The sequence below is a fragment of the Paenibacillus xylanilyticus genome (genome assembly GCF_013359935.1).
Lineage (GTDB): Bacteria > Bacillota > Bacilli > Paenibacillales > Paenibacillaceae > Paenibacillus > Paenibacillus xylanilyticus.
In genome coordinates, this window is the sequence record NZ_JABMCB010000202.1 from 606,449 (window position 1) to 628,999 (window position 22,551).

At 47.0% G+C, this 22,551-nt stretch carries 15 protein-coding genes; 1 reads left to right on the forward strand and 14 read right to left on the reverse strand.

The window, feature by feature from the left end:
- Nucleotides 1-6: 6 nt before the first annotated feature.
- The 12 genes from HP552_RS29310 to HP552_RS29365 all read right to left on the reverse strand — a co-directional run bounded on the left by HP552_RS29310 (nt 7) and on the right by HP552_RS29365 (nt 18,344).
- Nucleotides 7-774 carry an alpha/beta hydrolase gene (locus HP552_RS29310; protein ID WP_175398880.1) on the reverse strand — a complete coding sequence of 256 codons (768 nt, stop codon included), beginning with the start codon at nt 772-774 and terminating at the stop codon, nt 7-9.
- An 886-nt stretch (nt 775-1,660) separates the two neighbouring features.
- A complete protein-coding gene (locus HP552_RS29315; protein WP_175398881.1) occupies nt 1,661-2,647 on the reverse strand; it encodes a glycoside hydrolase family 43 protein in 987 nt (328 codons plus the stop codon).
- 84 nt (nt 2,648-2,731) lie between these two features.
- Complete coding sequence (locus tag HP552_RS29320; protein ID WP_175398882.1) at nt 2,732-3,754, reverse strand: endo-1,4-beta-xylanase; 1,023 nt, start codon at nt 3,752-3,754, stop codon at nt 2,732-2,734.
- A gap of 63 nt (nt 3,755-3,817) precedes the next feature.
- Nucleotides 3,818-5,374: a glycoside hydrolase family 43 protein gene (locus HP552_RS29325; RefSeq protein ID WP_217506583.1), complete on the reverse strand. Its 1,557-nt coding sequence runs from the start codon at nt 5,372-5,374 to the stop codon at nt 3,818-3,820.
- On the reverse strand, nt 5,374-6,213 hold the full coding sequence (locus HP552_RS29330) for a carbohydrate ABC transporter permease (RefSeq protein WP_246311125.1): 840 nt from the start codon (nt 6,211-6,213) through the stop codon (nt 5,374-5,376). The genes HP552_RS29325 and HP552_RS29330 overlap by 1 nt, the downstream gene beginning before the upstream one ends.
- A gap of 112 nt (nt 6,214-6,325) precedes the next feature.
- Nucleotides 6,326-7,291 carry an ABC transporter permease gene (locus HP552_RS29335; protein ID WP_175398884.1) on the reverse strand — a complete coding sequence of 322 codons (966 nt, stop codon included), beginning with the start codon at nt 7,289-7,291 and terminating at the stop codon, nt 6,326-6,328.
- Nucleotides 7,292-7,431: 140 nt separating this feature from the next.
- Nucleotides 7,432-9,108, reverse strand: a complete 1,677-nt coding sequence (locus HP552_RS29340; protein ID WP_175398885.1) for a type 2 periplasmic-binding domain-containing protein — start codon at nt 9,106-9,108, stop codon at nt 7,432-7,434.
- A gap of 226 nt (nt 9,109-9,334) precedes the next feature.
- Nucleotides 9,335-10,876, reverse strand: coding sequence for a response regulator transcription factor (locus tag HP552_RS29345; protein ID WP_175398886.1), 1,542 nt, complete (start codon nt 10,874-10,876; stop codon nt 9,335-9,337).
- A complete protein-coding gene (locus HP552_RS29350; RefSeq protein WP_175398887.1) occupies nt 10,866-12,686 on the reverse strand; it encodes a sensor histidine kinase in 1,821 nt (606 codons plus the stop codon). Before HP552_RS29350 ends, HP552_RS29345 begins: the two co-directional genes overlap by 11 nt.
- Before the next feature lie 43 nt (nt 12,687-12,729).
- On the reverse strand, nt 12,730-14,256 hold the full coding sequence (locus tag HP552_RS29355) for a response regulator transcription factor (protein WP_175398888.1): 1,527 nt from the start codon (nt 14,254-14,256) through the stop codon (nt 12,730-12,732).
- Between the two features lie 539 nt (nt 14,257-14,795).
- On the reverse strand, nt 14,796-16,019 hold the full coding sequence (locus HP552_RS29360) for an SGNH/GDSL hydrolase family protein (protein WP_175398889.1): 1,224 nt from the start codon (nt 16,017-16,019) through the stop codon (nt 14,796-14,798).
- A gap of 78 nt (nt 16,020-16,097) precedes the next feature.
- On the reverse strand, nt 16,098-18,344 hold the full coding sequence (locus HP552_RS29365) for a glycoside hydrolase family 95 protein (RefSeq protein WP_175398890.1): 2,247 nt from the start codon (nt 18,342-18,344) through the stop codon (nt 16,098-16,100).
- Between the two features lie 302 nt (nt 18,345-18,646).
- On the opposite strand from HP552_RS29365, the gene HP552_RS29370 reads away from it, so the two are divergent.
- On the forward strand, nt 18,647-19,789 hold the full coding sequence (locus HP552_RS29370) for a family 8 glycosyl hydrolase (protein WP_175398891.1): 1,143 nt from the start codon (nt 18,647-18,649) through the stop codon (nt 19,787-19,789).
- Nucleotides 19,790-19,938: 149 nt separating this feature from the next.
- On the opposite strand, the gene HP552_RS29375 is transcribed toward HP552_RS29370, so the two are convergent.
- A complete protein-coding gene (locus HP552_RS29375) occupies nt 19,939-21,576 on the reverse strand; it encodes an ABC transporter substrate-binding protein (RefSeq protein WP_175398892.1) in 1,638 nt (545 codons plus the stop codon).
- Nucleotides 21,577-21,610: 34 nt separating this feature from the next.
- Nucleotides 21,611-22,537 carry a carbohydrate ABC transporter permease gene (locus tag HP552_RS29380; protein WP_175398893.1) on the reverse strand — a complete coding sequence of 309 codons (927 nt, stop codon included), beginning with the start codon at nt 22,535-22,537 and terminating at the stop codon, nt 21,611-21,613.
- Between the last annotated feature and the right edge of the window lie 14 nt (nt 22,538-22,551).

The window sequence follows — 22,551 nt, forward strand, 5'->3', positions numbered from 1 at the left end:
ATCAGATTACTTGAACAGACGTTTCGAAAATAAATATAGATCGTTCTTCCACACCGGCCAATCATGCCCTCCGCTCTCTTCATACCAAATGTGAGTTAATCCTTGCTGCTCCAAGTATTGATGTAAACCAATGCTAATCTGTATGAGATTATCCAGATCACCACAGGAAAGCCACAGCAGCGAGAGGGGTGAGGAAGCTTCTGCCGGATCGGGTAGGAGCAATTCCGGGGCTTTGGTGTTAGGAGCTGCGGAAAAGGCACCGACCCAAGCAAAATGGTCAAGGTTACCCAATCCGATGTTCAGGGACTGGCCTCCTCCCATGGACAAGCCTGCAATTGCCCTGTTGTCCCTGGTTTTATTTGTGGGATAATCAGACTCGATATAAGGTATAAGGTCATGAATCAAGTCGGATTCAAAACGTTCAAAAGCTCTTATTTTCTCAGGCTCGAAAAGGTCTCCCTCGGCGCGATCATTGGGCATGGCGCGGCCGTTGGGAAAAACAACAATCATCGGTTCAAGGAGGTTGTCGTTGTAGAGATTATCAAGAATAATCTGCGGAGCGCCATAGTTGTGCCACTCTGTTTCGTCCCCACCAATCCCGTGCAGCAGATAAAGGACAGGATACGTGAGCTGCGAAGAAAATTCTGGCGGTGTATACACCATTGCTTTACGTACATTCCCAACCGTTTCGGAGTGATATTCTACCGTCTCGATTACTCCGCGCGGTATGTTATCTCGGTATTGGTCAAATCCCGCCGGTGCTGAAGATATCATGTGTAATACTCCCTTCATGGCATGCATTATCCCTTTGAACTGGATGAGTCTTAGTTCATCGACGTAGCAGAAACCCGGAATTGTGAACGCCTATCCCCATACCCTCCTGTCATTTGGATGGTAGCTGTGGTACAGAAGATTCCAGCGCTTCTCAAGTACGCAAGTACGCTATAATCGAGGTTCATCAATAGCTTGTTATTTGAAGCAATCGCTTCCAACATTAGGCTTTCGTAGCCCCTCCCCCGGGTCTTTCTCCAGTGTTGTTATTGCAACTTTGACAATGAAGATATCCGAATAAACGGTGTCTTCGGTGCAGATCCCGGTCATCACGTCCAATTTCCAACTGTTACAGCATCACCATCCTTTCCGCAGGATTTTACAATCCAAGAAAAGCATGTTGAAGGAGTCAAAACTTCAGATATATCAGTATCAAACGTACTCCTTCTCTCAAAGTGTAGCGCTTACATATTTTAACAGCAACCTGATAAAGTATAGGACTTGCTTACCGAGCTGCCCTGACCGATCTGTGTAGACAATTATATTGTCGTGCTTGCACGATTATAGAACATCTTTTGGCACACAGTCCATGAGGGACGCCCGCATAAACCATTTTTTGTCTGATGCCATCCATAAGGTCGAACCGCTTTAGCAAAGACGTTTTTATGTAAATCAGGATGCATGGTTGGCAAAATCCGCTCGTTTAAGGGAAATAAGGATCTATATATTAAAGCGCTTACATAAAAAGAGGGTAAAATAGTACAGCTTGCTTCTTACACTCTAAACTTCAAAACCGTGCCTGTGCCCTTGAAACAAACGACCAATCAAGGGCATCTTAAAGGCCACGATTATAGGTATTTCCGCCATTCATGCAGTACCTTTAGTTTTGTCACTTCTCCGGATAGGGATCAATCATACGAATCGTACCGTCCGAATTGTACGTCAGTTCGGCCAATTTTACGCAGCGTTTGTAGTCGATGCCTCCAGAAAGAGAACAATCATGATAGAACAAGTACCATTTCTCTTGAAATTGAACAATGGAGTGATGCGTTGTCCAACCCGAAACAGGCGGCAGGATGGTTCCCTGGAACGTAAATGGTCCCATTGGGCTGTCTCCGATGGCATACACCAGCTTGTGCGTCGTTCCCGTCGAGTAGGACAGATAATATTTGCCATTATACTTGTGCATCCATGGCCCTTCGAAATATCTGCAATCCTCGTTACCTGCAGTCAGTGGCTTTCCTTCCTGATCGACGATAAGAATTTCCATCGCCTCCGAAGCCATTGAGAGCATATCCTCGCTCAGCTTTGCAATTCTTGGACCGAGCGCAGGTGCATCCGAAGCAGGGCCTTCTGCATGTTCTACATAACTACCTGTCTGCCACTTCTCCAATTGTCCGCCCCACAGCCCGCCGAAGAGCATATAGGACTGTTCATCCTCGTCAATGAAGACGGCAGGATCAATGCTGAAGCTACCATCAATATAATGCTCCTCCGGCTTGAACGGACCTGCCGGTGATGGTGATGTAGCCACGCCGATGCGAAAAATGCCTTCATGGTCTCTCGCAGGAAAAAACAAGTAATACGTGCCGTTTTTAAATGCGGCATCCGGCGCCCACATCTGACGGGACGCCCATGGAACATCCTTCACATGCAGTGCCTCGCCATGATCCGTCACGGGTGAATCCGGGCCAGCCATGGATAGAACATGGTAATCTTCCATTTTGTATTGATCTCCATTGTCATTCACCGGACCATCGTGATCCAGATCATGGGAAGGGTAAATATAGAGGCGATCCTCGAATACATGCGCTGACGGATCGGCAGTGAAAATATGAGTGACTAGAGGTTGATGCATGTTAGATAATTTGGACATCCCAATGACTCCTTCCATAAAATATACTATTGAGCCCATCTCTACCGATGTAAAACTGATTCATGATGCTTCATTAGTCCATGTTTACTTGGGCGCAGCTATTTGGGCAACACGCTGATAGGCTTCCTTGGGACGCTGTGCCTCATCGAACAAGAATGGCCAGTTTTTCCGTCCCCGAACAGGGAAATGATCCAGCCAGGTATAATCATCAGCAGCCCCCCAGAATGTCACGGCACTAATGTGTTCACTGTATTCGTGAAGCAGGCGGAATATGGATTCATATCGTTCGGCTTGCAACTCCAGCATGTCCTGCGTGGGCTGAACCAGATCCGTACGTCTGTCCTCGAAGCGGAACATCGACACATCCAGTTCGGTCAGCTGAAGCTGTACGCCAAGCTGCGCATACCTCTCAATCGCGGCACGCATTTGGTCCAGAGAAGGATCGAATAAATTCCAGTGCGCCTGCAAACCGACGCCATGAATCGGTACGCCTTGATCCAGCAGCGAACGAACGAGCCGATAGATGCGCTCCCGCTTATGCGGATTGGACTCGTTGTAGTCGTTGTAGAACAAGAGCGCCTGCGGATCTGCTTCATGGGCGAATTCGAATGCTTTCGCGATGAAGTCCTCTCCGGCAATATCCAGCCATTTGGAAGGCCGCAGAAATGCGCTCTCATCGTTCGCATCATCGGATATAACTTCATTCACGACATCCCAGCAATAGATAACGTCCTTATATCGGCCAACCACGGTCTGAATGTGTGATTGGAGCCGCGCCAACAATACGTCACGCTCCGCAAGACCGCCCTTATCATTCTCAAACAGCCAATCCGGGGTCTGGTTATGCCACACTAATGTGTGGCCACGAAGCGCCATGCCTTGCTCTCTGGCAAATGCAGCAATGACGTCTGCGTCTTCAAACGTGTACAACTCCTCCTGTGGATGCACGCTGGAGAATTTCATTTCATTCTCAGCTGTTATACTGTTAAAGTGATACGCAAGAAGTGATTTCTGACTTTCGATCGTTCTCGTATTCACTGCTGCTCCGATGTGAAAAGCATCCTTGTACAATGTCTTCAATGGAGTCTCTGCTCGCAACGTAGTCATGATTTCCCTCCTCTATATTGCCGAATCCTCTCACTCCTGTGGCTCCTGTACGAATCCTAAGAGCTAGATCACATACTCGAACCAGTCAAAGCGGGCAGGCGTGCGGCTAGCCTGGCCATTGCCGGTAGCATACAGCCCGACCACCGCTCCGGTAAAGCACATTTTATGCACAAAATCCTCCGGAGAAATGGCCCGTGCGGCACCTGAGCCCACGCTTAACCAGTTCTCTCCATCCGCGGAGCAACTAAGCTTATATTCCTTTTCTGTCGATTCGATTCGGAGCCGCAGCACGTCCGCTTCGGTCTCGCTCTCATGCACGATTCTCGACTCTCCACGTACCGTTAGGCGGGCAAAGATCATGTTGCGTCCTTCCGATCGCCTTACCCCAAGCTCATAATGTGCATCCTCATCCCGGCGGATGCATAATCCAGCTTCTTCACCATCGGCAGCTGGCACAAATGACATGCTAGCTGTAAAGCTGGCTTGAAGATGCTGCTGTCTCCGGCCAATAAATGTAATCTGACCAACGTCACTGAGACCTGACTCCTGACCATACAATGTCAGGAAACCTGGTTTTTCCGTAATGGAGCATGCCCCTTCTGACGGATTGCGCACAAACAGCCACTGAGGCCCAAGCTCTGCATCAAAGTCTTCACGGCCCTCCACGATTGAAGCGTGGCTCTCCGGTATGGCAGGCACTGTCATCGGCAGGCGCTGTACAACCATGTCCAGACTTACCGTTCCTTCATTGTTGTCAATGTGCGGCCAGCCTTCGTTCCAAATGACCGGTGCGAGGAACGTTTCCCTTCCGAGCACACTGTACCCCTCCTCCGTCAATCGAACGCCAAGGAATACGGCCCACCAGTCGCCGTGATGATCCTCCACCAGATCGGCATGACCCAGATACTGGATGGGATGATCCAGATTGCGGTGAGTCAGGATGGGTTCGGGATAGCGTTCAAAGGGCCCGTAAGGCTTGTCACTTCGGCCGATGATTTCCCGATGTTCTTTGGCTGTCCCGCCGGAAGCAGACATCATATAATACATGCCGTTGATTTTGTACAAATGCGGCCCTTCGGTCCAAGGCCCGCCATCCCCATGCCAGACGACTTGTGGTTCAGAAAGTGCTTCTCCCGTCGCAATATCGATCTCGTACTGAATGGCGTGTGAATTGTAATCCGCACCTTGCTGTGCAGTAACATACACTTTGCCGTCATCATCAAAAAACAGAGATGGGTCAATTCCACCGTAAGGTATACGAATTGGTTCGGACCACGGTCCGGCAGGATTGGTTGCCGTGACGTAGAAATTCCCGATGCCCCTCACGTCAGTTGTTATCATATAAAACGTGCCTTGGTAATAACGCAGCGCAGGAGCATAGATCCCGTCCGAGCTCTTCTGATCGGTCAAATCAAGCTGACTCATCCGGTCCAATACATTTCCGATCTGCTCCCAATGAATCAGATCCCGGCTCCGAAAAATCGGCACACCGGGAAAATACTCAAACGAACTGCAAACAAGGTAAAAGTAATCTTCTGCTTTTACAATGCTCGGATCCGGATAAAATCCGGGAAGGATCGGGTTGGCATAATGAATTGTCTGCGATTGAAGCTGTGGCATTATTCCTTCACACTCCCTACGTTAAGTCCAACGACAAAGTACTTTTGCATAAATGGATATACGAGCAGAATCGGAACAGAGGCGACAATTGTCACTGCCGCTCGAATGGAAATCGGCGTTACCTGTGTTGAATGCTCCACCCCCACGCCATTGGCTACGGAAGGGTTACTGTTGGCATTCATGCTGGAAGACAGCAGCTTCATCAATTCATATTGCAGGGTGCTTAGCTCTTGACGGGATGACGTGTACAGAAAAGCATCGAACCAGGAATTCCAAGCGCCAACTGCGACGAAGAGCGCAATCGTCGCCAGCACAGGTTTGCATAGCGGGAAAATAATTTTCCAGAAAATTCTGAAATCTCCTGCACCGTCAATTTTGGCAGATTCGATCAAGCTTTCGGGAATCGTGTATATATAAGTACGAATAACGATCAGGTTGAACGCACTGACCAGTGATGGCAGGACATAGACCCAGAAGGAATTGATCAAATGCAAATCCTTCATCAGGAAGTATCCCGGGATAAGCCCTGCATTGAAATACATCGTCAGCACAAAAATGGTTGTAATCAGCTTGCGGAAAATATAATCGCGCCGACTAAGCGTATAAGCCAGCATGGTAGTCAAGAAAATATTCAGAACGGTAGAAAGAACAGTACGTGCAACGGAAACCATAAACGCGTTATAAATTGTACCTGACGCAAATACGGCTTTATAATTCTGCATGGTGAAATCGCGAGGCCATAAATATAAGCCTCCCCGAATGGTGTCATTCCCTGCATTAAACGAAACGACAATTGTGTTCAAGAACGGATACAACGTCACAATGACAAGCAGTATCATGAAGATGGTATTAAACGTGTTGAACAGAAACGGTTCGATACCTCTGGCACCAGGGCGGCGTACGGAAAGTGCCGCTGTATTCCCTGAACCGGACAGTGATGTTTTTTTCATATTATAACAGCCTCTCTTCCCCAAGCCGCTTGGCGGTCCAATTTGCTACAAGTAACATGGTAATGCTGACCACAGTCTTGAATATTCCGCCTGCAGTTGCGAGCGAATAGTTACCCTGTGCAATCCCGTATTTGAGCACGAAGATATCAATCGTTTCCGCCCAGTCAACAACCAAACCGTTACCCAGCAAATACTGAACCTCGAAGCCCGCTTCCAGAATATGCCCAATCGACATAATCAACAGGATGACAATGGTAGGCTTGATTCCAGGCAAGGTGATATTCCACATTTTTTGATATCGATTAGCTCCATCAATATCGGCTGCTTCATACTGTGCCGGATCAATGGAGGCCATGGCCGCCAAATAAATAATTGTACTCCAGCCGACTTCTTTCCAGATATGGGAACTGGCTACGACTCCCCAGAAATATTTTCCTTCCGTCAGCCACAGAATAGGCTCATTTATCAAGTGCAGCTTCATAAGGATATCGTTGATAATCCCATCAGAAGCGAGCGATGTCGCCACGATGCCGGTAACGATAATCCATGATAAGAAATGGGGCAGGTACGAGATGGTTTGTACCGTCCGCTTCCACATAATCTTTTTGATCTCATTGAGCAACAATGCCAAAACAATGGCGGTTACAAAACCCAAAACCATGTTAATGACGCTCATGGCGAGCGTATTGCGAAGCACCCGCAAGAAATTGTCATCGCTAAATAAAAATTGAAAATGCTTGAATCCTACCCAAGTTTGCTGCGAGAAGCTTCTCGCAGGTTTATAATCCTGAAAGGCCATCGTCCAGCCCCAGACAGGCACATAGGCAAAGACAATAATGTATGCAAGCAGAGGAACAGACATCCATATGAGCTGTCTCTGTGCTTTGATGTTTTGCCAGGTCAGCCGCCTGATTTTCGTTTTTTTCTTCGGGCTGTGCGGCTTGGTTCCCACTACAATTTCCTCCATATTATCAAGCCCCTATCCATCTTTATAATGAAAGGAAAAACGTCCGCCGACGCATCTTCCTTGGTGACAGACCGCGTCTAGCAGCATGTTTTTCACAAAATCAGGAAGGAAGGCATCCTTCCTTCCTGACGCTAAACCTTTTATTTCACAGACCAGTTATCGATTCTCCACTTCAACACTTCATTGATACGATCTTCATATGCCTTGATGTCCAGCTTTTGAATCTCGGAAACGTATTCGTTCCACACATTGTCAAACTCTGATGTACCGGCCAAAATTGCTTTTGGCAAATATTTGGTCGACAATTCGTTCAACTTCGTATTGGCAATCTTGGCTGGAGATCCCTCTACCACATCGACAGACCAAGCAGGGTAAGTCACCGGATTCTCTGGTGGAGCACTGAAGAAATCGATATAGCTGTTGAAACCATAGGCATCCAAAACTTCCTTGTCAAACGGTTTCAGGCTTGCCTGGTATTCTTCTGGCTGATTACTTGCCGAAGTTGCGTTGCCATCGCTAAAGTACCCTTCCATTTTCGGTGCAGTTCCATAAAATGCATCTGCTTTGTTGGCAAGCTTCCAAGCAGCATCCGCTGCATTGTCGCGCTGTTCTTGTGTCTTCATGAAGCGGCCTTCTTCATTGACATAATAGTCTTCATCCACAATGCCCCAAGTGAGTGTTTTCTGCCATTCTTCCTCCATCAGTTTATCGAGCACTTTGAGGATTTTTACAGGGTCTTTGGCACTCACGGTAATACCGAAACCATTGTTGAGATTCAGTGCTGCGCGGTCACGATAATAGTCTTTGGTGCTGCTGTCATACACAAGCGGGAAACCTACATAAGTGCGTTCAATTTTGTCTTGCGTTATGAGGGAATCTTCCGCGCTTTGGAAATTCCAATGTTGATCGAACATGCCGAGTACGGCCCCACTGGATAATTTGGCCATATATTGATCGTAGTTCTGTGCAAACGCTTCCTTATCTAGCAAGCCTTGGGCATTGATTTCATTTAGCTTCTGATAGTACTGTTTGGCATAATCCTTATCGGCGAAGATCTCCGCCTTGCCATCGTTGACGACCACTCCGCCATCATTCGGATGACCGATCAAATGCTGAGGCGGGTTCAACAAGCCCCAGTTTTTCCAGTCATAGTTCAGGACCTCAAAACCGATGGTCGGCTTGCCGTCAATAGTCGGATATTTCTCTTTGTATTTCGCGATCAGGTCGAAGTATTCATCCAGTGTTTTTGGAGTCGGGTAACCGAACTCTTTAAGTACGGCTTTTTGAATCCAAAACGCGGGACCGCTGTAATAGGTGTCAGCCACTTCGCCGTTATATGCACCATAGTTTGGCAGGTAGTAGATATGTCCATCATTCGGATCCTTCATTTGATTCCAGTACTTCTCGTAATGTTTTTTCAAATTCGGGGCGTGTTCCTCAATCAGATCTTCAAGCGGAATGACTGAACCTGCAGCTGTCAGTTTGGTATCAGCTGAGATTAGGTCTGGATAATCCCCACCAGCAATCATAACGCCGAGCTTTTGGTTTTTGTCACCAGCCAGGAATTCGAATTTGAATGTAACACCAAGCTCTTCTTTCATTTTCTTGTAAATCTTGTTGTCAGCGGTTGGCTGCTGTCCGGCCTCGTTCAAGAATACCGAGATTTCTATCGGATTTTCAGCTCCCACCTCACTGCCTTCACTGCTTGTCTCTCCGCTGCCTGAATCACTGCCGCCTGAGCAGCCTGCCAGCACAACGCTCAGTGACAACAGCAATGTTGCCCCCATACGGAAAAACTTCTTTTTACTGTCCCCCATAAAGCACCTCCAAAATTTGATCTCGCATTCATGAAAGCCCTTTCATTTGAATAATTTCATTATAAATTTAACGCCATCTGGAAACTATATTCGAATTATAGCTCTTTCCGAGAAAAGCTCAGGTTTTCTATAAATACCTAAAGGTTTACATTGTAGGACATTATTTTCCTGATATTGCAAGAAAAAATTCAGCTAAATCATCTGCTTTCTTTTTAAAGGTACCTGGCTAGACGTTTTTCTTATATTCATTAGGAGACATGGCCATACGTTTCTCAAACTGCTTCAGAAAATGATGGTAGCTGGCGTATCCAACCTTTTCTGAAACTTCGCTATTTTTGTACTGGTTCAGCTGGAGCAGCCGGCAAGCCTCCTCAATCCTCAGATTATGGAGCAGTTCATTGAAGCCGATTCCATTTTTTCTTATCAGCAGTTGTCCCAAGTAGGCCGGATGCAGAAAGAAGCGTTCAGCCAGCATCTTAATGGTCAACCCCTCCCGGAAATGCGCAGAAATATAATCGTTAATATCCTGTACAATGCCTTGCGCTTCTGAGGCGTTCTCCTTAAGCAAAAGCTCAAAACAGACTCTTCCGCACGAATGCAGCATGCCGATCAAATCATCAAAGGTAAGAAGGGCTTCATCCAGATTCGGGATTTCGAATAGACGGTTAGAATCTGCTGAATTCTCCGCCATTTTTGCTCCCATATACGCCCTAATTTCATGAAGAAGGTATATCACAAATTTCCGGGCAGCTTCCGGGTGAACCCTGGTCTCCCGAAATGTTTGTTCAATAAACCCCACAGCGGACTGATAACTGGTGTGATCAATGAGCTGAAACGCCCCCAGTACTCTCTCCACCAGCTCTACCTGATTGTAGTGCCTTTGAAAAGCGTGGTTCTTGACCGCTTCATATTCTATAATCTTGTTCCGTTCCGCTTCATAAAAGGCATGCAGCAGCGCTTCCTCTGCTGTAATTCGGGAATTGCTAATGCTAATGAGGGAAGATTCGGGTAAGCCTACCGCCATAAATACACGAAAGCCCGCCAAACGGCGAGCTAGTGTCTCCAATCGCGTTCTTACCGTTTCTTCCGTTCCCTGGATTGCATAGGCCAATTCGCCAAACACGATGGAAACAAGATCATTTCGCAAACGAATCAAGTAAACGGCATCCCACCCGTTTAGAAACTCCGCAGCAAGACTGCTCCATCGGCCATAATCTTCACCGGACACCTGAATCAGGCATACATTCCAGACATCTGCTTCGCGGGACAACCGCTCTATATAGTGAGCAGCGTCTACCGAAAGCGTGCTGCCCATCAGCGCTTCTTTCATTGTCAACATTTTCTGCTCTCTCTGTGCGATCTGTCCAATTTGGTGCTGCTCTTGCTCCTTGAGCAGTTCCTGTCTCATGATGAGAACTTCGGACTCCACCTGTTCATCATCCAGTGGTTTGAGCAGGTAACGGGAAACTTTGAATTTAAGTGCCTTTCGCGCATATTCGAAATCGCTATACCCCGTAAGAATAATAAACTTGGTTGTCCAGTTGCCTCTGCGCCGCCATTCCTCAATCATCTCCAGTCCATCCATAATTGGCATATGTATATCTACCATGACAAGGTCCGGCTTCAGCTCCTCCATTTGTTTCAACCCTTCCGCCCCGTTTCCGCAGACGGCACACACCTCAAAGCCAAGACTTTCCCAAGGAATCCACAGCTGCAAGCCTTCGAGCGCCCATGGCTCATCATCAATCAATAGCACTTTAAATGCCATTATCCATGCCTCCTTTTTCCTGACGCTCCAGCATCTGCAGCGGAATTTCGAAAGAGACCTCAGTCCCCTCTTCCATTCTGCTCACCAGATTAAAACTCACTTTATCGTCATAGTACAATTCGAGACGGCGATACACGTTGCGCATGCCAATATTGCTTCCTCCGCTTTCCTCCTTGCTTCGCATATGATAGAGAACCTCTTGCAGACGCTCCTTGTCCATGCCCTTGCCATTATCAGATACAACGACACGAAGACGCTCCCTCACGACCTCAGCTCGTATTCTCACATAGCCAAGACCCTCAATGGCCTGGATGCCATGTTTGCAGGCGTTTTCCGCCAATTGTTGGATGCTCATTTTCGGTATTTTATATTGTCGTGCCTCATCAGTAATTTCAATGTAGTACTCAAACTTGTCCCGAAAACGGAATTTTTCAATCCCCAGATACATGACTGTAAAACTCATCTCCTCCTCCAGCGTGACCACATCGTCCTTCCAATTCAAGAGACGACGAAGCAGCTTGGACAAGTCCTTTATGATATCCTTGACATCCGTATAATTATTTTTGGCACTAACCACAAGCAGCGCATTCAGTGTATTAAATAAAAAATGAGGATTCATCTGGCTTTGCAGCATATTAAGCTCGGCACGGATACGCTCGGCTTCCTGGCTCCGTTGCTGAATTTCCAGCTTGTATACATTATTGATCAATGAATGGATCTGGGCAGTCATCATATTGAAATTCCGGATCAAATGACCAATCTCATCTTGTCCACCGTCTATGTTGATCAGCTCGAATTTCTCATTCCCGACTTTTTGCATGTGTCTGGACAAGCGTTTTACCCGATAATTGTAGGACCGCAGCATGACATAAATGAAAATGGAAGTGATCAGGGTAATGATCCCGGCCAGCATGCCGAAATAGAGCTGCATGGATAGCATCGCTTCTTTGACACGCGTTTCCTGAGGCACACCAATCAGCTTCCAGCCTTTCACATAGCTGGCATTGCCAATTGAAACAATATGTAGGTCTTTGTCTGCCGCCTTGCTCATATCGAACAACGCATAATTGCTATCCACCTCGCCCTGATATTTGTCATCCGCAGAAACGATGATTTGATTCTGGGCATTAACCAGATATAGATCCAGCGAACTCTTTTCTCTGGCGATCACGTCATAGAAACGATTGAGGTAAAAATCGATCCGGACCAGTTTCTGATAAGAGCTGTCCTCATTGTAATAGTCCATTTTTTCGATCACGCTAAAGTATGAAGAAGTCGCAGCCCGATCATTGGCTGCCTGATCACGGTAGGCGAGCACGCGCAGGGACTCCCCCGCCGCTTTCCACTGCTTGAACCAGGTGCTGGAGCGCGTCGTACTATCCAGAAAATAATAATCCCCTCCAGGCACAATGGTTGGATTATCGGTATAAATGCCAATTCGCTGAATCTGGTTGTTCACAGGAATATAGGAGGTCACCCGGTGCCGCAGCTGATCATCGAGCGTGCTGTAAAAATCCAGTTGTCCGTTATACACCCGATCCATGGATTCAGACAATAATTTGTCCGTGATCAAGGCATGACTGACTGCAATGCCACCATCAATCATGGTATGAATGTCCTTTCTTGCCCGCTCCAGCGATATTTGCAAATTGTGCTCCTCCCGCTCCTTGATCAGCCCGGACATACGATCCATAAACAAATAATTACTCGCAATGATGGGCAGCAAAATTCCAATTACATAGATCAGAATAAACTTATAATTCAACGGGATATCGTTCACGATGCTGCGGAAACGGATTTGTCTGAACATGTCTGCTATCGCCATCCTTCGTTCATCTCATCTTCCGAAAGGCCTATTGCTGCTTTCTATATGCAGAAGGTGCCATACCAGTCATTCGCTTGAATTGGCTTACAAAATAGTCAGCATTCGGATAACCGGAATTTACCGCAACGTCGGCAATACTTATACAGCTTTGACGTAATAACCGCTTCGCCTCTTCAATTCGTTTATCATTTAAATACTCCCGAAAAGCTTTGCCGGTCTGCTGTTTAAATGCCTGCCCCAAATAGTTGGCATTCATATGAAATTTCTGTGCAAGCTCCTGAAGCTGCAGCTTCTCCCTGAACTCCTGATTGACATACTGCACCACACAGAAAATTGTATTGCATTCCTTTTCTTTTCGCTGTTCCTGTAACGTCTTTAAAGCGTTGAGACTTAATACAAGTGCATACTCCAAAAACGCAGGATATGAGTCTATTCCATTAATGCCGCCTGACATATTTTGAACCTGAAGCATAAAGTGGTCCACATCTCCATCCAGCTCCTTCAGTTTCTTGAGGACACCCATTTCAAGAGCAAGCAATTGAACCCTGACGTATTCGATTTCCGACACAGGCTGTCCTGAGTCAGGTTTGGCAAGCAGCGCTTGTACCTTTGCCCCCAACCGCTCCTCTTCCCCGGACAGTATGGTTTCCATCAGATTTGTCAACGCTTTTTGATTCACACTCGACATGGCATTATTTTGTGGCAAATCCTGATGATAAACAATACCCCACTCTTGATGATAGCGCTTCCATTTGACTGCAGATTGTGCTTTTTCATACGCTGTCCGCATAGCACCTACTCCGCCTGATTCTAGTCCGAATGCAACGATGATTGACGCATGAGTAGAGTACATCTCATACAGACTTCTCCCCAACATCTCAAGCAGCTTCAGAGAATCTTCAATTTCAGCAGCGAACACGCCAATTCTTCCTTCGGCATCGGTAAAGAGTTCTGACCAATGAGCCTCAGCAAGATTACGCAACCGTGCATGTATGTCCTCATTGCACATATCTGTTTCAATCAGAAGACATGCCATGTTAACATGACCTTCCATTTGCAGCATTTCTTCTACTTCCGCTTTTAGTTCGCTGCTTTCTTCACCCTGAAGCAGGCGTTTGAATAAACAATTCACATATAAGGCACGCGCGCGTTGATGCAATTTCTCAGAATCTTGCTCTTTCTGGATTTTACGGCTCATCTGCTCTAATACGGTTTCAATCTCGGCTTCATCTATGGGCTTGAGCAAGTAATCTTCCACCCGCTGTTCCAGTGCTGTTTTCGCATACTCGAAGCTATCGTATCCACTTAATATGACAAATCGCGGTGGTTTGGCGAGCTCGTGCCTGGAACGGTCAATCAGATCAAGCCCACTCACGGAAGGCATATGAATATCTGTAAACACCAGATCTGGATGAAGAAGCTCAATCATGGTCCAGGCGGTATTCCCATTCTCGGCCTCTCCGCAGATTCGAAAACCGTGTTTTTCCCAATTGACCATGGTTCTCAATCCTTCCAGCACCCATGGCTCGTCATCCACTAATAAAACATCCATCATTCATGTTTCCCCCTTCGCATTAAATGAAGTTTGTTTTGTGTTCGACAGCGAATATGATCACGTTTCATTTCAAACCAATAGTATCATATGATGCATATCTTTTAACCTGGTAAATGAGAAGCATTACCTTCTTTCGAACCCTGGGGCATCCTAGACCACGGACTCTGAGGCAAATTCCCTGGAAAAGTGTACCTTTTTAATTATCAAGAGCTTTCATCTCTTTTGCAACATTCAATATTTGATTTAGTATCCAAAGCTTTACTCATTTATGGCGTTTTGATAAAACTGAGTTCTTAACAGTCTATGAGGGCTATGTATTTTTTGGGTATTAGAACAAAAGACAAGAACGCTCCCTGCCACACAGCCACAGTAGGAATGCTCCTGTCTATTTGTTCTGTTTCTTTCTGGTTGAACTCCAAAAAGCAGCACTTGGGCGAATTTTCAAGAAAGCATGGTTGGAGTCCAATTCGCGCTCGCTACAGGCTTCCCCTTTTCTTCATTTGCAACCAGTGGACCTTTGTTAAGCTTCATACCGCGTTTTAATCGACATAGCCAAAGCCTAGAATCGTAAACTGTTTGGCCTCATGGCCTTCATCCATATCAATCTCGATGGTGTGCTCCCTGGCATCCTTTTCATCAAACAGAAGCACGGCATGACAATGGGTCCACTTGATTTGGCTCGGGTCGGCTTTTCTTACCAGCTTACCATCCACGATTATATTGGCGATCCCGAACTCGTCGCTTCCTGAGTCTTTGAAGACGAGAATGACTCGTTTACTCCGCAGGATCATTTTAAAGCTGCCATTTCCATCATCACGCTCTCCTGTGTGCATCCAGTTATTAGGGAAATGAGGAGTGCCAAAGGCGTGATCATCCATCTCTGCCATTTGCAGATCCGTATCTATTTTCTCAAAGCCTCCCGCATCGATTCGGGCGATAGCGTCGCCATTCAGTCGATCCAGCAGCTTCACTTCTGCAAAATCATTTCCGATTAGCGGTGGTTTATCCATCGCCAATTTTTCTTTGTCCAGGTCAGAATGATTCGTTACCTCGAATAACCAGCCCAGACAATCGGCCATGATAAAATGCCCGGCATTGCTTGGATGATAGATGTCGTGAAAGAATTGCTCTCTGGAAATGATGCCTCCTTCCGCTGGGGTATGATGAAACTGCTCCACAACCGCATCTTTTACGCTTACCATCGGGAGATTATAATGCCAACCTACAGGTGCCAAGCGATCCTGCAGATTCCAGTCGTTCTCAAATACGCTGAACAGCAGAATGACAGCAGGATCATTGTCAGCACCAAGAGCTTGGAGCACAAGGCTTTCATAGCATATTCCCTGGGTTTCATCATCAGCATCGTTCACTGCGAACTCCACAACCACGATGTCTGGCTGGACCGTTCCTTCTCTAAGTACATCCCGGTGATAACGGATGATACCGAGTTCGGAAGGCGTGCCGCCCAAACCAGCTTTAATAAAACGTAATGGCACGTTGCTTGTTGGAGCGAACATTTTCCTGAAAAGGTCAAAGGATCGGTAAGCGTAACAATTCATATGAATCGGTTCAGCGCCGGCGCCTTGGGTAATCGAGCCACCGATGTATGCAATCGTTACAGGCTCCCCTCGTTTTGTTTTCTCAATTGCCCTTTTCAGTCTGGCGTTATGGCCCTTATTCAACAGCGATTTTGAAATCAGATCACGATAAGCTTGTGATTGGAGATCCAAAAGTGGCTCACTGGTGCCTTGCATGGAAATCATCCTTTCCCCCACTGATAAGATATGGTTTTTTAATCATCGGATAGTGGACCTTGTAGCAACACATTGAACGGAATCTGTTTAAGTAAAAGTATAGGATCGTCCAGCTTCTGCATGAAAGGAAATAGGCTCAAGTCCAGGGCCTTCCAACTGACAAAGTCCATCAATTGCACTTTTTACGGTGACCTCAATAACTCTCCCCATCATCCAGGAGAAATCAAGTGTATAGCCGCCTCGGGCCCTGAGTCCCTGAACACTCCCTTCATACCAGGTGTCGGGTAAGGCAGGTAGAAGCCGGATCACCTCTGTGTGACTCTGCATTAGTATTTCGGCAATTCCGGATGACCCACCGAAGTTGCCGTCAATCTGAAACGGCGGATGATTATCAAAAAGATTGGGCAATGTTGAGTGCTCCAAGAGAGCCCTGACATTTTCATAAGCCTTCTGCCCATCCTGAAGACGTGCCCAGAAATGAATGATCCAGGCCCGGCTCCAGCCGGTGTGTCCACCACCATTTTTCAGTCTGAGCTCCAGAGTTGTACGTGCTGCTTTCGCTAATTCCGGCGTGTGTTCTGGCGTGAAACTTTCTCCAGGATACAGCCCGAATAGATGCGAGATGTGGCGGTGTCCCGGCTCCACTTCTTCATAGTCCTCCATCCATTCCTGAATTTGTCCGCTTCTACCGATTTGCGGTTTCGGAATTCGCTCCAGGACTGCAGCAAGTTCTTCTCTAAATGAAGAATCTCTTCCGATCAACTCGGCACTGCGGATGCAAGCAGTGAACAGAGCTTCTATAATCTGAAAATCCATTGAAGCACCTGCGCAAAGCACCCCAATCTCGCCATTAGGCAGCTTGTAACTGTTCTCTGGAGAAACGGATGGACAAGTAATCAGGCGTCCTTCTGCATCCTCGATCAAATAGTCAAGGAGAAACTGTGCAGATTCCTTCATGGTTTCGTAAGCCTTCTCCAAAAAAATGCGATTCTGACTATAGCGATAATGCTCCCATAAATGCAGGCATAACCAAGCAGCGCCCAGCGGCCAGAAGGAAGCTGGAAGGTAGGTATCCTGAGGGGCCGTGTCTGCCCAAATATCGGTATTATGATGTGCAGTGAAACCCCGGCAGTCATACATCGTCCGAGCCGTAATTCGGCCGGGCTCACGCATTCTTTCAATCAGATCGAACAATGGCTCATGACACTCTGCTAGATTGCAGTTTTCAGCGAGCCAATAATTCATTTGTGTGTTAATGTTGATGGTAAATTTGCTATCCCATGGCGGCGTAAAACTGTCATTCCATATGCCTTGAAGATTTGCAGGCAAAGAGCCTGGCCGGCTTGAGGAAATCAGCAGATATCGACCAAACTGAAAATAGGTTTCGATCAATCCGGGATCTTCTTCTCCCTGTTGAAACTGTTTTAACCTCTCGTCGGTAGGAAGATCATGGCGGTCAATCTTTTGGATCAAGTTCAATGCAACTCTGTTATACAGTTCACCATAATCCGATGTATGCCGTGCAAGCAGCGTATCATAAGCAGTCTGGCTAAGCTCTTCCACGCGACGTTTAGTGTACAATTCCGGATCCTTTTGGCGGAAAGTCGTTTCCGCAGCCAGCATCAGTGTGACCGAGCTCGCGTCCTCCACCAGCAAATACTCGCCAAGGAGCCTGCAGGCACCGTCAGTTGGTATCGCTTTCAAAACAGTCGCAAAGGAACTTCCGTCTTTACCACCGCATTCACCAAGCATGATGAGCCCGCTCTGCTCCCACTTCTTTGTTTTCTCCAAGTACCTCCACTTATGTCTATTAAATCGGGCTTTTACAGACAATGCACTCTTCTTGTCTGCTGAAATTCGGATGAAGATGGCTTGATCCGGATGGCTGGCAAACAGCTCACGTGTATAACAGATACCACTGACTCGATAGCTAACTCTGGAGATGCCCCGGTCCAAATCAAGCTCCCGAACATAATCCTCAATGGGACCATCATGATTGCCGAATGATAACTGCAGCTCCCCAAGTGGCATATAATGTCGCTGGGCTTCCGGAAGCCCGGCCATCGTCATGGATGCAATCTCTTCAGCCTCCCGGAGTTTCCCTTCCATTATTAACTTGCGGATATGGGGCAGATTGGGCAGTGCATCTTCGTTATTACGATCGCGTGGTCCGCCATACCACATGGAGTCCTCATTCAACTGCAAGCGCTCCTCAGCTATCCCACCGAATATCATTGCACCTAGACGACCATTCCCGATTGGCAAAGCCTCGTTCCACACCTCCGCAGGTTTGCTGTACCACATTCGATGATTGTTCCGATTCGATACCTTCATTGTGAACCTCCAATACGAATAATAGGTATATTTGTATGAGTGTAATTTAATTTTATCATCCAACTAAGGAATAAAAATGACGTATTCCAGCAGATCAGTACTCTTATATGACATGTAAATTGATAGTGATGATTTATTTTGAAATTTCACTTCGGTTAGCACAATTGGATTATTGCGCATATTTTTCTTCGGGCCAATAGGTCAGACCAATAAACTAAGATTTTTAAGGAAAATGCTTTAATTTGATCCATAACCCGCATGCTATACTAAAGCGAGTACGATCGATCAAGGAGGAAAATAACTTGGCTCACATAACTGAAGGCGCTTACAATACTTCAAAGTACAGAAATCTGTTTTTGGAGCACGGCTACTCCGACGAAGAAATTACAGCAAAAATTGAAGACACCTGGACCGAATTGTTCTACGGTGACCCTAATACGCGGATTTATTACCCCATGGATGAGGACAAAGGATACCTTCTCGATACCGGCAATCACGACGTTCGCTCGGAAGGCATGTCTTATGGCATGATGATGGCTGTGCAAATGGACAAAAAAGAAGAATTCGATCGACTCTGGAATTTCTCGAAAACATTCATGCAGCATGCCGATGGCCGATACAAGGATTATTTTGCATGGCATTGCAAACCTGACGGCACGCGGATATCGCAAGGCCCTGCTCCGGACGGGGAAGAATTTTTTGCTATGGCCCTGTTCTTTGCCTCCAACCGATGGGGGGATGGAGCCGCGCCATATGATTATGCGCAGCAAGCGAGAAAAATCCTTCACGCCTGCGTGCATCAAGGTGAACATGGCGAGGGCGATCCCATGTGGGACCCCGAAACCAAATTAATCAAATTCATACCGGAATCACCGTTTAGTGACCCCTCCTATCATCTGCCCCATTTTTACGAACTGTTTGCGAAGTACGCAGATGAATGCGATCAAGCGTTTTGGACAGAAGCTGCGGCAGCAAGCCGGGCGTACCTGCACAAAGCATGTCATCCGGTGACCGGGCTCTCGCCGGAGTATGCCAATTTTGACGGAACACCCGCCCCCCCTCAGCGTCATGGAGATTTCAGACATTTTTACAGTGACGCTTACCGGGTTGCGGCTAACATCGCCCTTGACTGGGAATGGTTTGGCAAGGATCGTTGGCAAGTGGAGCAGTCCAATCGCATACAGGCGTTTTTCAGTGAGATTCAAGTATCCGATTATCGTCGTTACACCATCGATGGTGAACCTTTCGATGAGCCATCGCTGCATCCTATCGGACTTCTCGCCACCAATGCCATGGCATCTCTGGCTGCGGACGGTCCACATTCCAGCCAGTTCGTGCACCAGTTTTGGAACACTCCTCTGCGCCAGGGCGAACGTAGGTATTATGACAATTGTCTCTATTTCTTCAGTCTGCTGGCATTGAGCGGCTGCTATCGCATATATTAAAGCAGATCATTATAACCGCATACAAGGGTATCAATCTCCCAAAAAACGGACCTGATTTCGCAAGGAATGCGAACCGGGTCCGTTTTTTAGGAAGATGGACGGTCTGTGCTCGCACAGATGATTCTAAAACTCAATCATGCCTGTTCTTCTTACTTGGAAATGGTTGAAGAATCATACGCGGACTGCATAATTTCAAGGTAACGATTGATATTGAGGCCCTCCAGCCCTTTCACATAATCATCCCAATCCTTTTCTAGACTCTTCGCTCCAGTGATGAACTGCAGGGCGTTCTGGTCAATATAATCCTTGAGATTCGTCTGCATCATGCTTGTTTCATCTGCATTTGCCGGATCCACCCATAGTGCCCAATGCGGAAATATCTCATCTGGTTCTTTGCCTTCCATCAGCAGTGTCGCCTCATAAAGTCGGCGCTCATATCCGTCACCCGCATAGATGTCCTTGCCTTGTACCTCGGCATCCCGGTAAGCTCTGTGGTGATTGTACTGACTGAGCGCTCCCCAGCTGTCATTACGGGGCTCCTCTCCTGTCGGGAGTGGAATTGCTTTGTAGAGTGGCTGCACCTGATCATTAAGGGCCACTTCTCCTTCCTGCGGCTTGCGCCAGCTCGTGCCCTCCTCACCCAGATATGCGCTCATGGCTCCTTCCTCTGTGTAGAGATAATCCAGCATTTTTATGGCTGCAATTTGCGTTTCTTCGCTTGCTTTGTTGGTCAGTACAAAAGAAGCACCTGGGTCAATCGGATAGTTATAAGTCGCATAATTGGCATGCGGCCCTTTCAACGGAGGGATCGGATTATAATCTTTCCCATAAGGAGAGTCCTCGGCAGTGTTAACAAAAAGAGACGGATGCATGGCCGCACCTGCGCCAAGAAGCTGCGCTTCAGCATTATCTCCGATTTTTTTAAATGCCCCAACATTTTGCGTGAACGCACCGGGGTCAATCAGGCCTTCATCGTACAGCGACTTGATATAGGCAAGTCCTTCCTTCCACTCCGGTTTACTCGCAACCGTCTCAACCCGGCCATCCTTCGCTATGAGATAGGTTCTGTCATCGTCGTAGATAAACCCGTTCATCAAATAGGGAATGATATGCACACCGAAATTTTCAATGGAACCGCTTAGCGCGACTTCATCCGCTTTACCGTTGCCGTTCGGGTCCTTGGTTTTAAATGCTTTCAGCACTTCCTTAAATTCCTCTGTCGTTGTAGGCTCGGATAAGCCGAGCTGCTTCAGCCATTTGGTATTCATCCACATCTTGTTCGGATAAGAACAGTGGAAACATTCATTCAAGCCCGTCAGACCGTAAATATTGCCGTCGGGCGCAGTATTCATGGCTTTATAATACTCACTGCTGTCCAGTACCTTTTTGATATTCGGCGCATATTGATCAATCAGATCATTGAGCGGTACAATGACACCTTGCTGGCCAAATTTCAACAGGTCTGTTTGAGAAAAACGGTCCACCCATGGAATGAGCAAATACAGGTCAGGGTAGTCACCCGAAGCCAGTGAAATCTGTCTTTTTTCAGCTGCACCGTCAAAAGGAACGGTCGTCCAGTTGATCTTAATGTTGAACTTCTCTTCCATTTTTTTCGTAAACTTGTTCGTTTGAAGGTTGGTATCCGAGCTTTGGTGAGCGAACACGTTAATGGACGCGTTGTCTCCGGATGAAGCCCCCTCTCCCTTTTCCCCGCTGGATGAACATCCCGCCAGTGCCACAGACAGAAGCAGTATACAAGCAAGTACGAATGATCCTGTTTTTCTCAAATAGACCCTCTCCCTTATGAATGATTGTCGTGAACTAGCCCTTGACGGAGCCAATCAACATGCCCTGAACGAAATATCGCTGAACAAACGGATAAATGACGAGTACGGGCAAGCTGGCCATAACAATGAGCGAGAACTTCATCAACTCGGCCATCTGCTGCTGTTTCACCATCTCACCCACATCCATATTTCCCGTGCCGTTGCTCAGAATCAGAATGCTGCGGAGAATCAATTGCAGCGGGTAGAGTGATTGCGTTTTTAAATAAATTAGCGCATCAAAATATGCGTTCCACTGTCCAACGGCATACATCAACGACAGAACGGCAATGATGGGTTTGGCGAGAGGCAGAATGACGCTGAAAATGAAACGGATATCGCTGCATCCGTCAATATCAGCTGCCTCGGACAGCTCTTCTGGGATTGAATTCTGAAAAAAGGTGCGTGCGATGATCACTTGCCATACCCAAATGGCATTTGGGATCAACAGAGCCCAGCGAGTATCGATCAGTCCCATGGATTTGACCACCAGATAAGTTGGAATTAATCCGCCGGAGAACAGCATGGTGAATGTAATGAACATCATGAGAGGGCTGCGCCCGACAAAGGTCTTTTTGGAAAGTGGATAAGCATTCATAATTGTCAGCGCTACACTAATTAGTGTTCCGATTGCGGTATAAAATAACGAATTGGCATAACCCATAATAACCTGATCGTTGCGCAATACAGACTTATAGCCGTCCAGTGTCATATCAACGGGCCACAGCCAGACTTTTCCTGAAGTAACTGCTGCCGGGCTGCTCAGGGACGAGCTTACGATATAAATCAGTGGATAGAGTACCGCAATCAAGACTACAGTCAGAATGACGTAGATGATGGCTATAAAAAACCGGTCCCCAAAAGATTCTCTGATTGTGCTCCTCCGACTTACCGCCGAACCGGCTTGGGAGTGCAACTTGCTCATCTTTTATCCCCCTT

Excerpts from the sequence above, each read along its gene's own strand:
- HP552_RS29310 (WP_175398880.1), bottom strand. The coding sequence starts at position 774 with ATGATATCTTCAGCACCGGCGGGATTTGACCAATACCGAGATAACATA.
- HP552_RS29315 (WP_175398881.1), bottom strand. The coding sequence starts at position 2,647 with ATGTCCAAATTATCTAACATGCATCAACCTCTAGTCACTCATATTTTC.
- HP552_RS29320 (WP_175398882.1), bottom strand. The coding sequence starts at position 3,754 with ATGACTACGTTGCGAGCAGAGACTCCATTGAAGACATTGTACAAGGAT.
- HP552_RS29325 (WP_217506583.1), bottom strand. The coding sequence starts at position 5,374 with ATGCCACAGCTTCAATCGCAGACAATTCATTATGCCAACCCGATCCTT.
- HP552_RS29330 (WP_246311125.1), bottom strand. The coding sequence starts at position 6,213 with ATGATACTGCTTGTCATTGTGACGTTGTATCCGTTCTTGAACACAATT.
- HP552_RS29335 (WP_175398884.1), bottom strand. The coding sequence starts at position 7,291 with ATGGAGGAAATTGTAGTGGGAACCAAGCCGCACAGCCCGAAGAAAAAA.
- HP552_RS29340 (WP_175398885.1), bottom strand. The coding sequence starts at position 9,108 with ATGGGGGACAGTAAAAAGAAGTTTTTCCGTATGGGGGCAACATTGCTG.
- HP552_RS29345 (WP_175398886.1), bottom strand. The coding sequence starts at position 10,876 with ATGGCATTTAAAGTGCTATTGATTGATGATGAGCCATGGGCGCTCGAA.
- HP552_RS29350 (WP_175398887.1), bottom strand. The coding sequence starts at position 12,686 with ATGTTCAGACAAATCCGTTTCCGCAGCATCGTGAACGATATCCCGTTG.
- HP552_RS29355 (WP_175398888.1), bottom strand. The coding sequence starts at position 14,256 with ATGATGGATGTTTTATTAGTGGATGACGAGCCATGGGTGCTGGAAGGA.
- HP552_RS29360 (WP_175398889.1), bottom strand. The coding sequence starts at position 16,019 with ATGATTTCCATGCAAGGCACCAGTGAGCCACTTTTGGATCTCCAATCA.
- HP552_RS29365 (WP_175398890.1), bottom strand. The coding sequence starts at position 18,344 with ATGAAGGTATCGAATCGGAACAATCATCGAATGTGGTACAGCAAACCT.
- HP552_RS29380 (WP_175398893.1), bottom strand. The coding sequence starts at position 22,537 with ATGAGCAAGTTGCACTCCCAAGCCGGTTCGGCGGTAAGTCGGAGGAGC.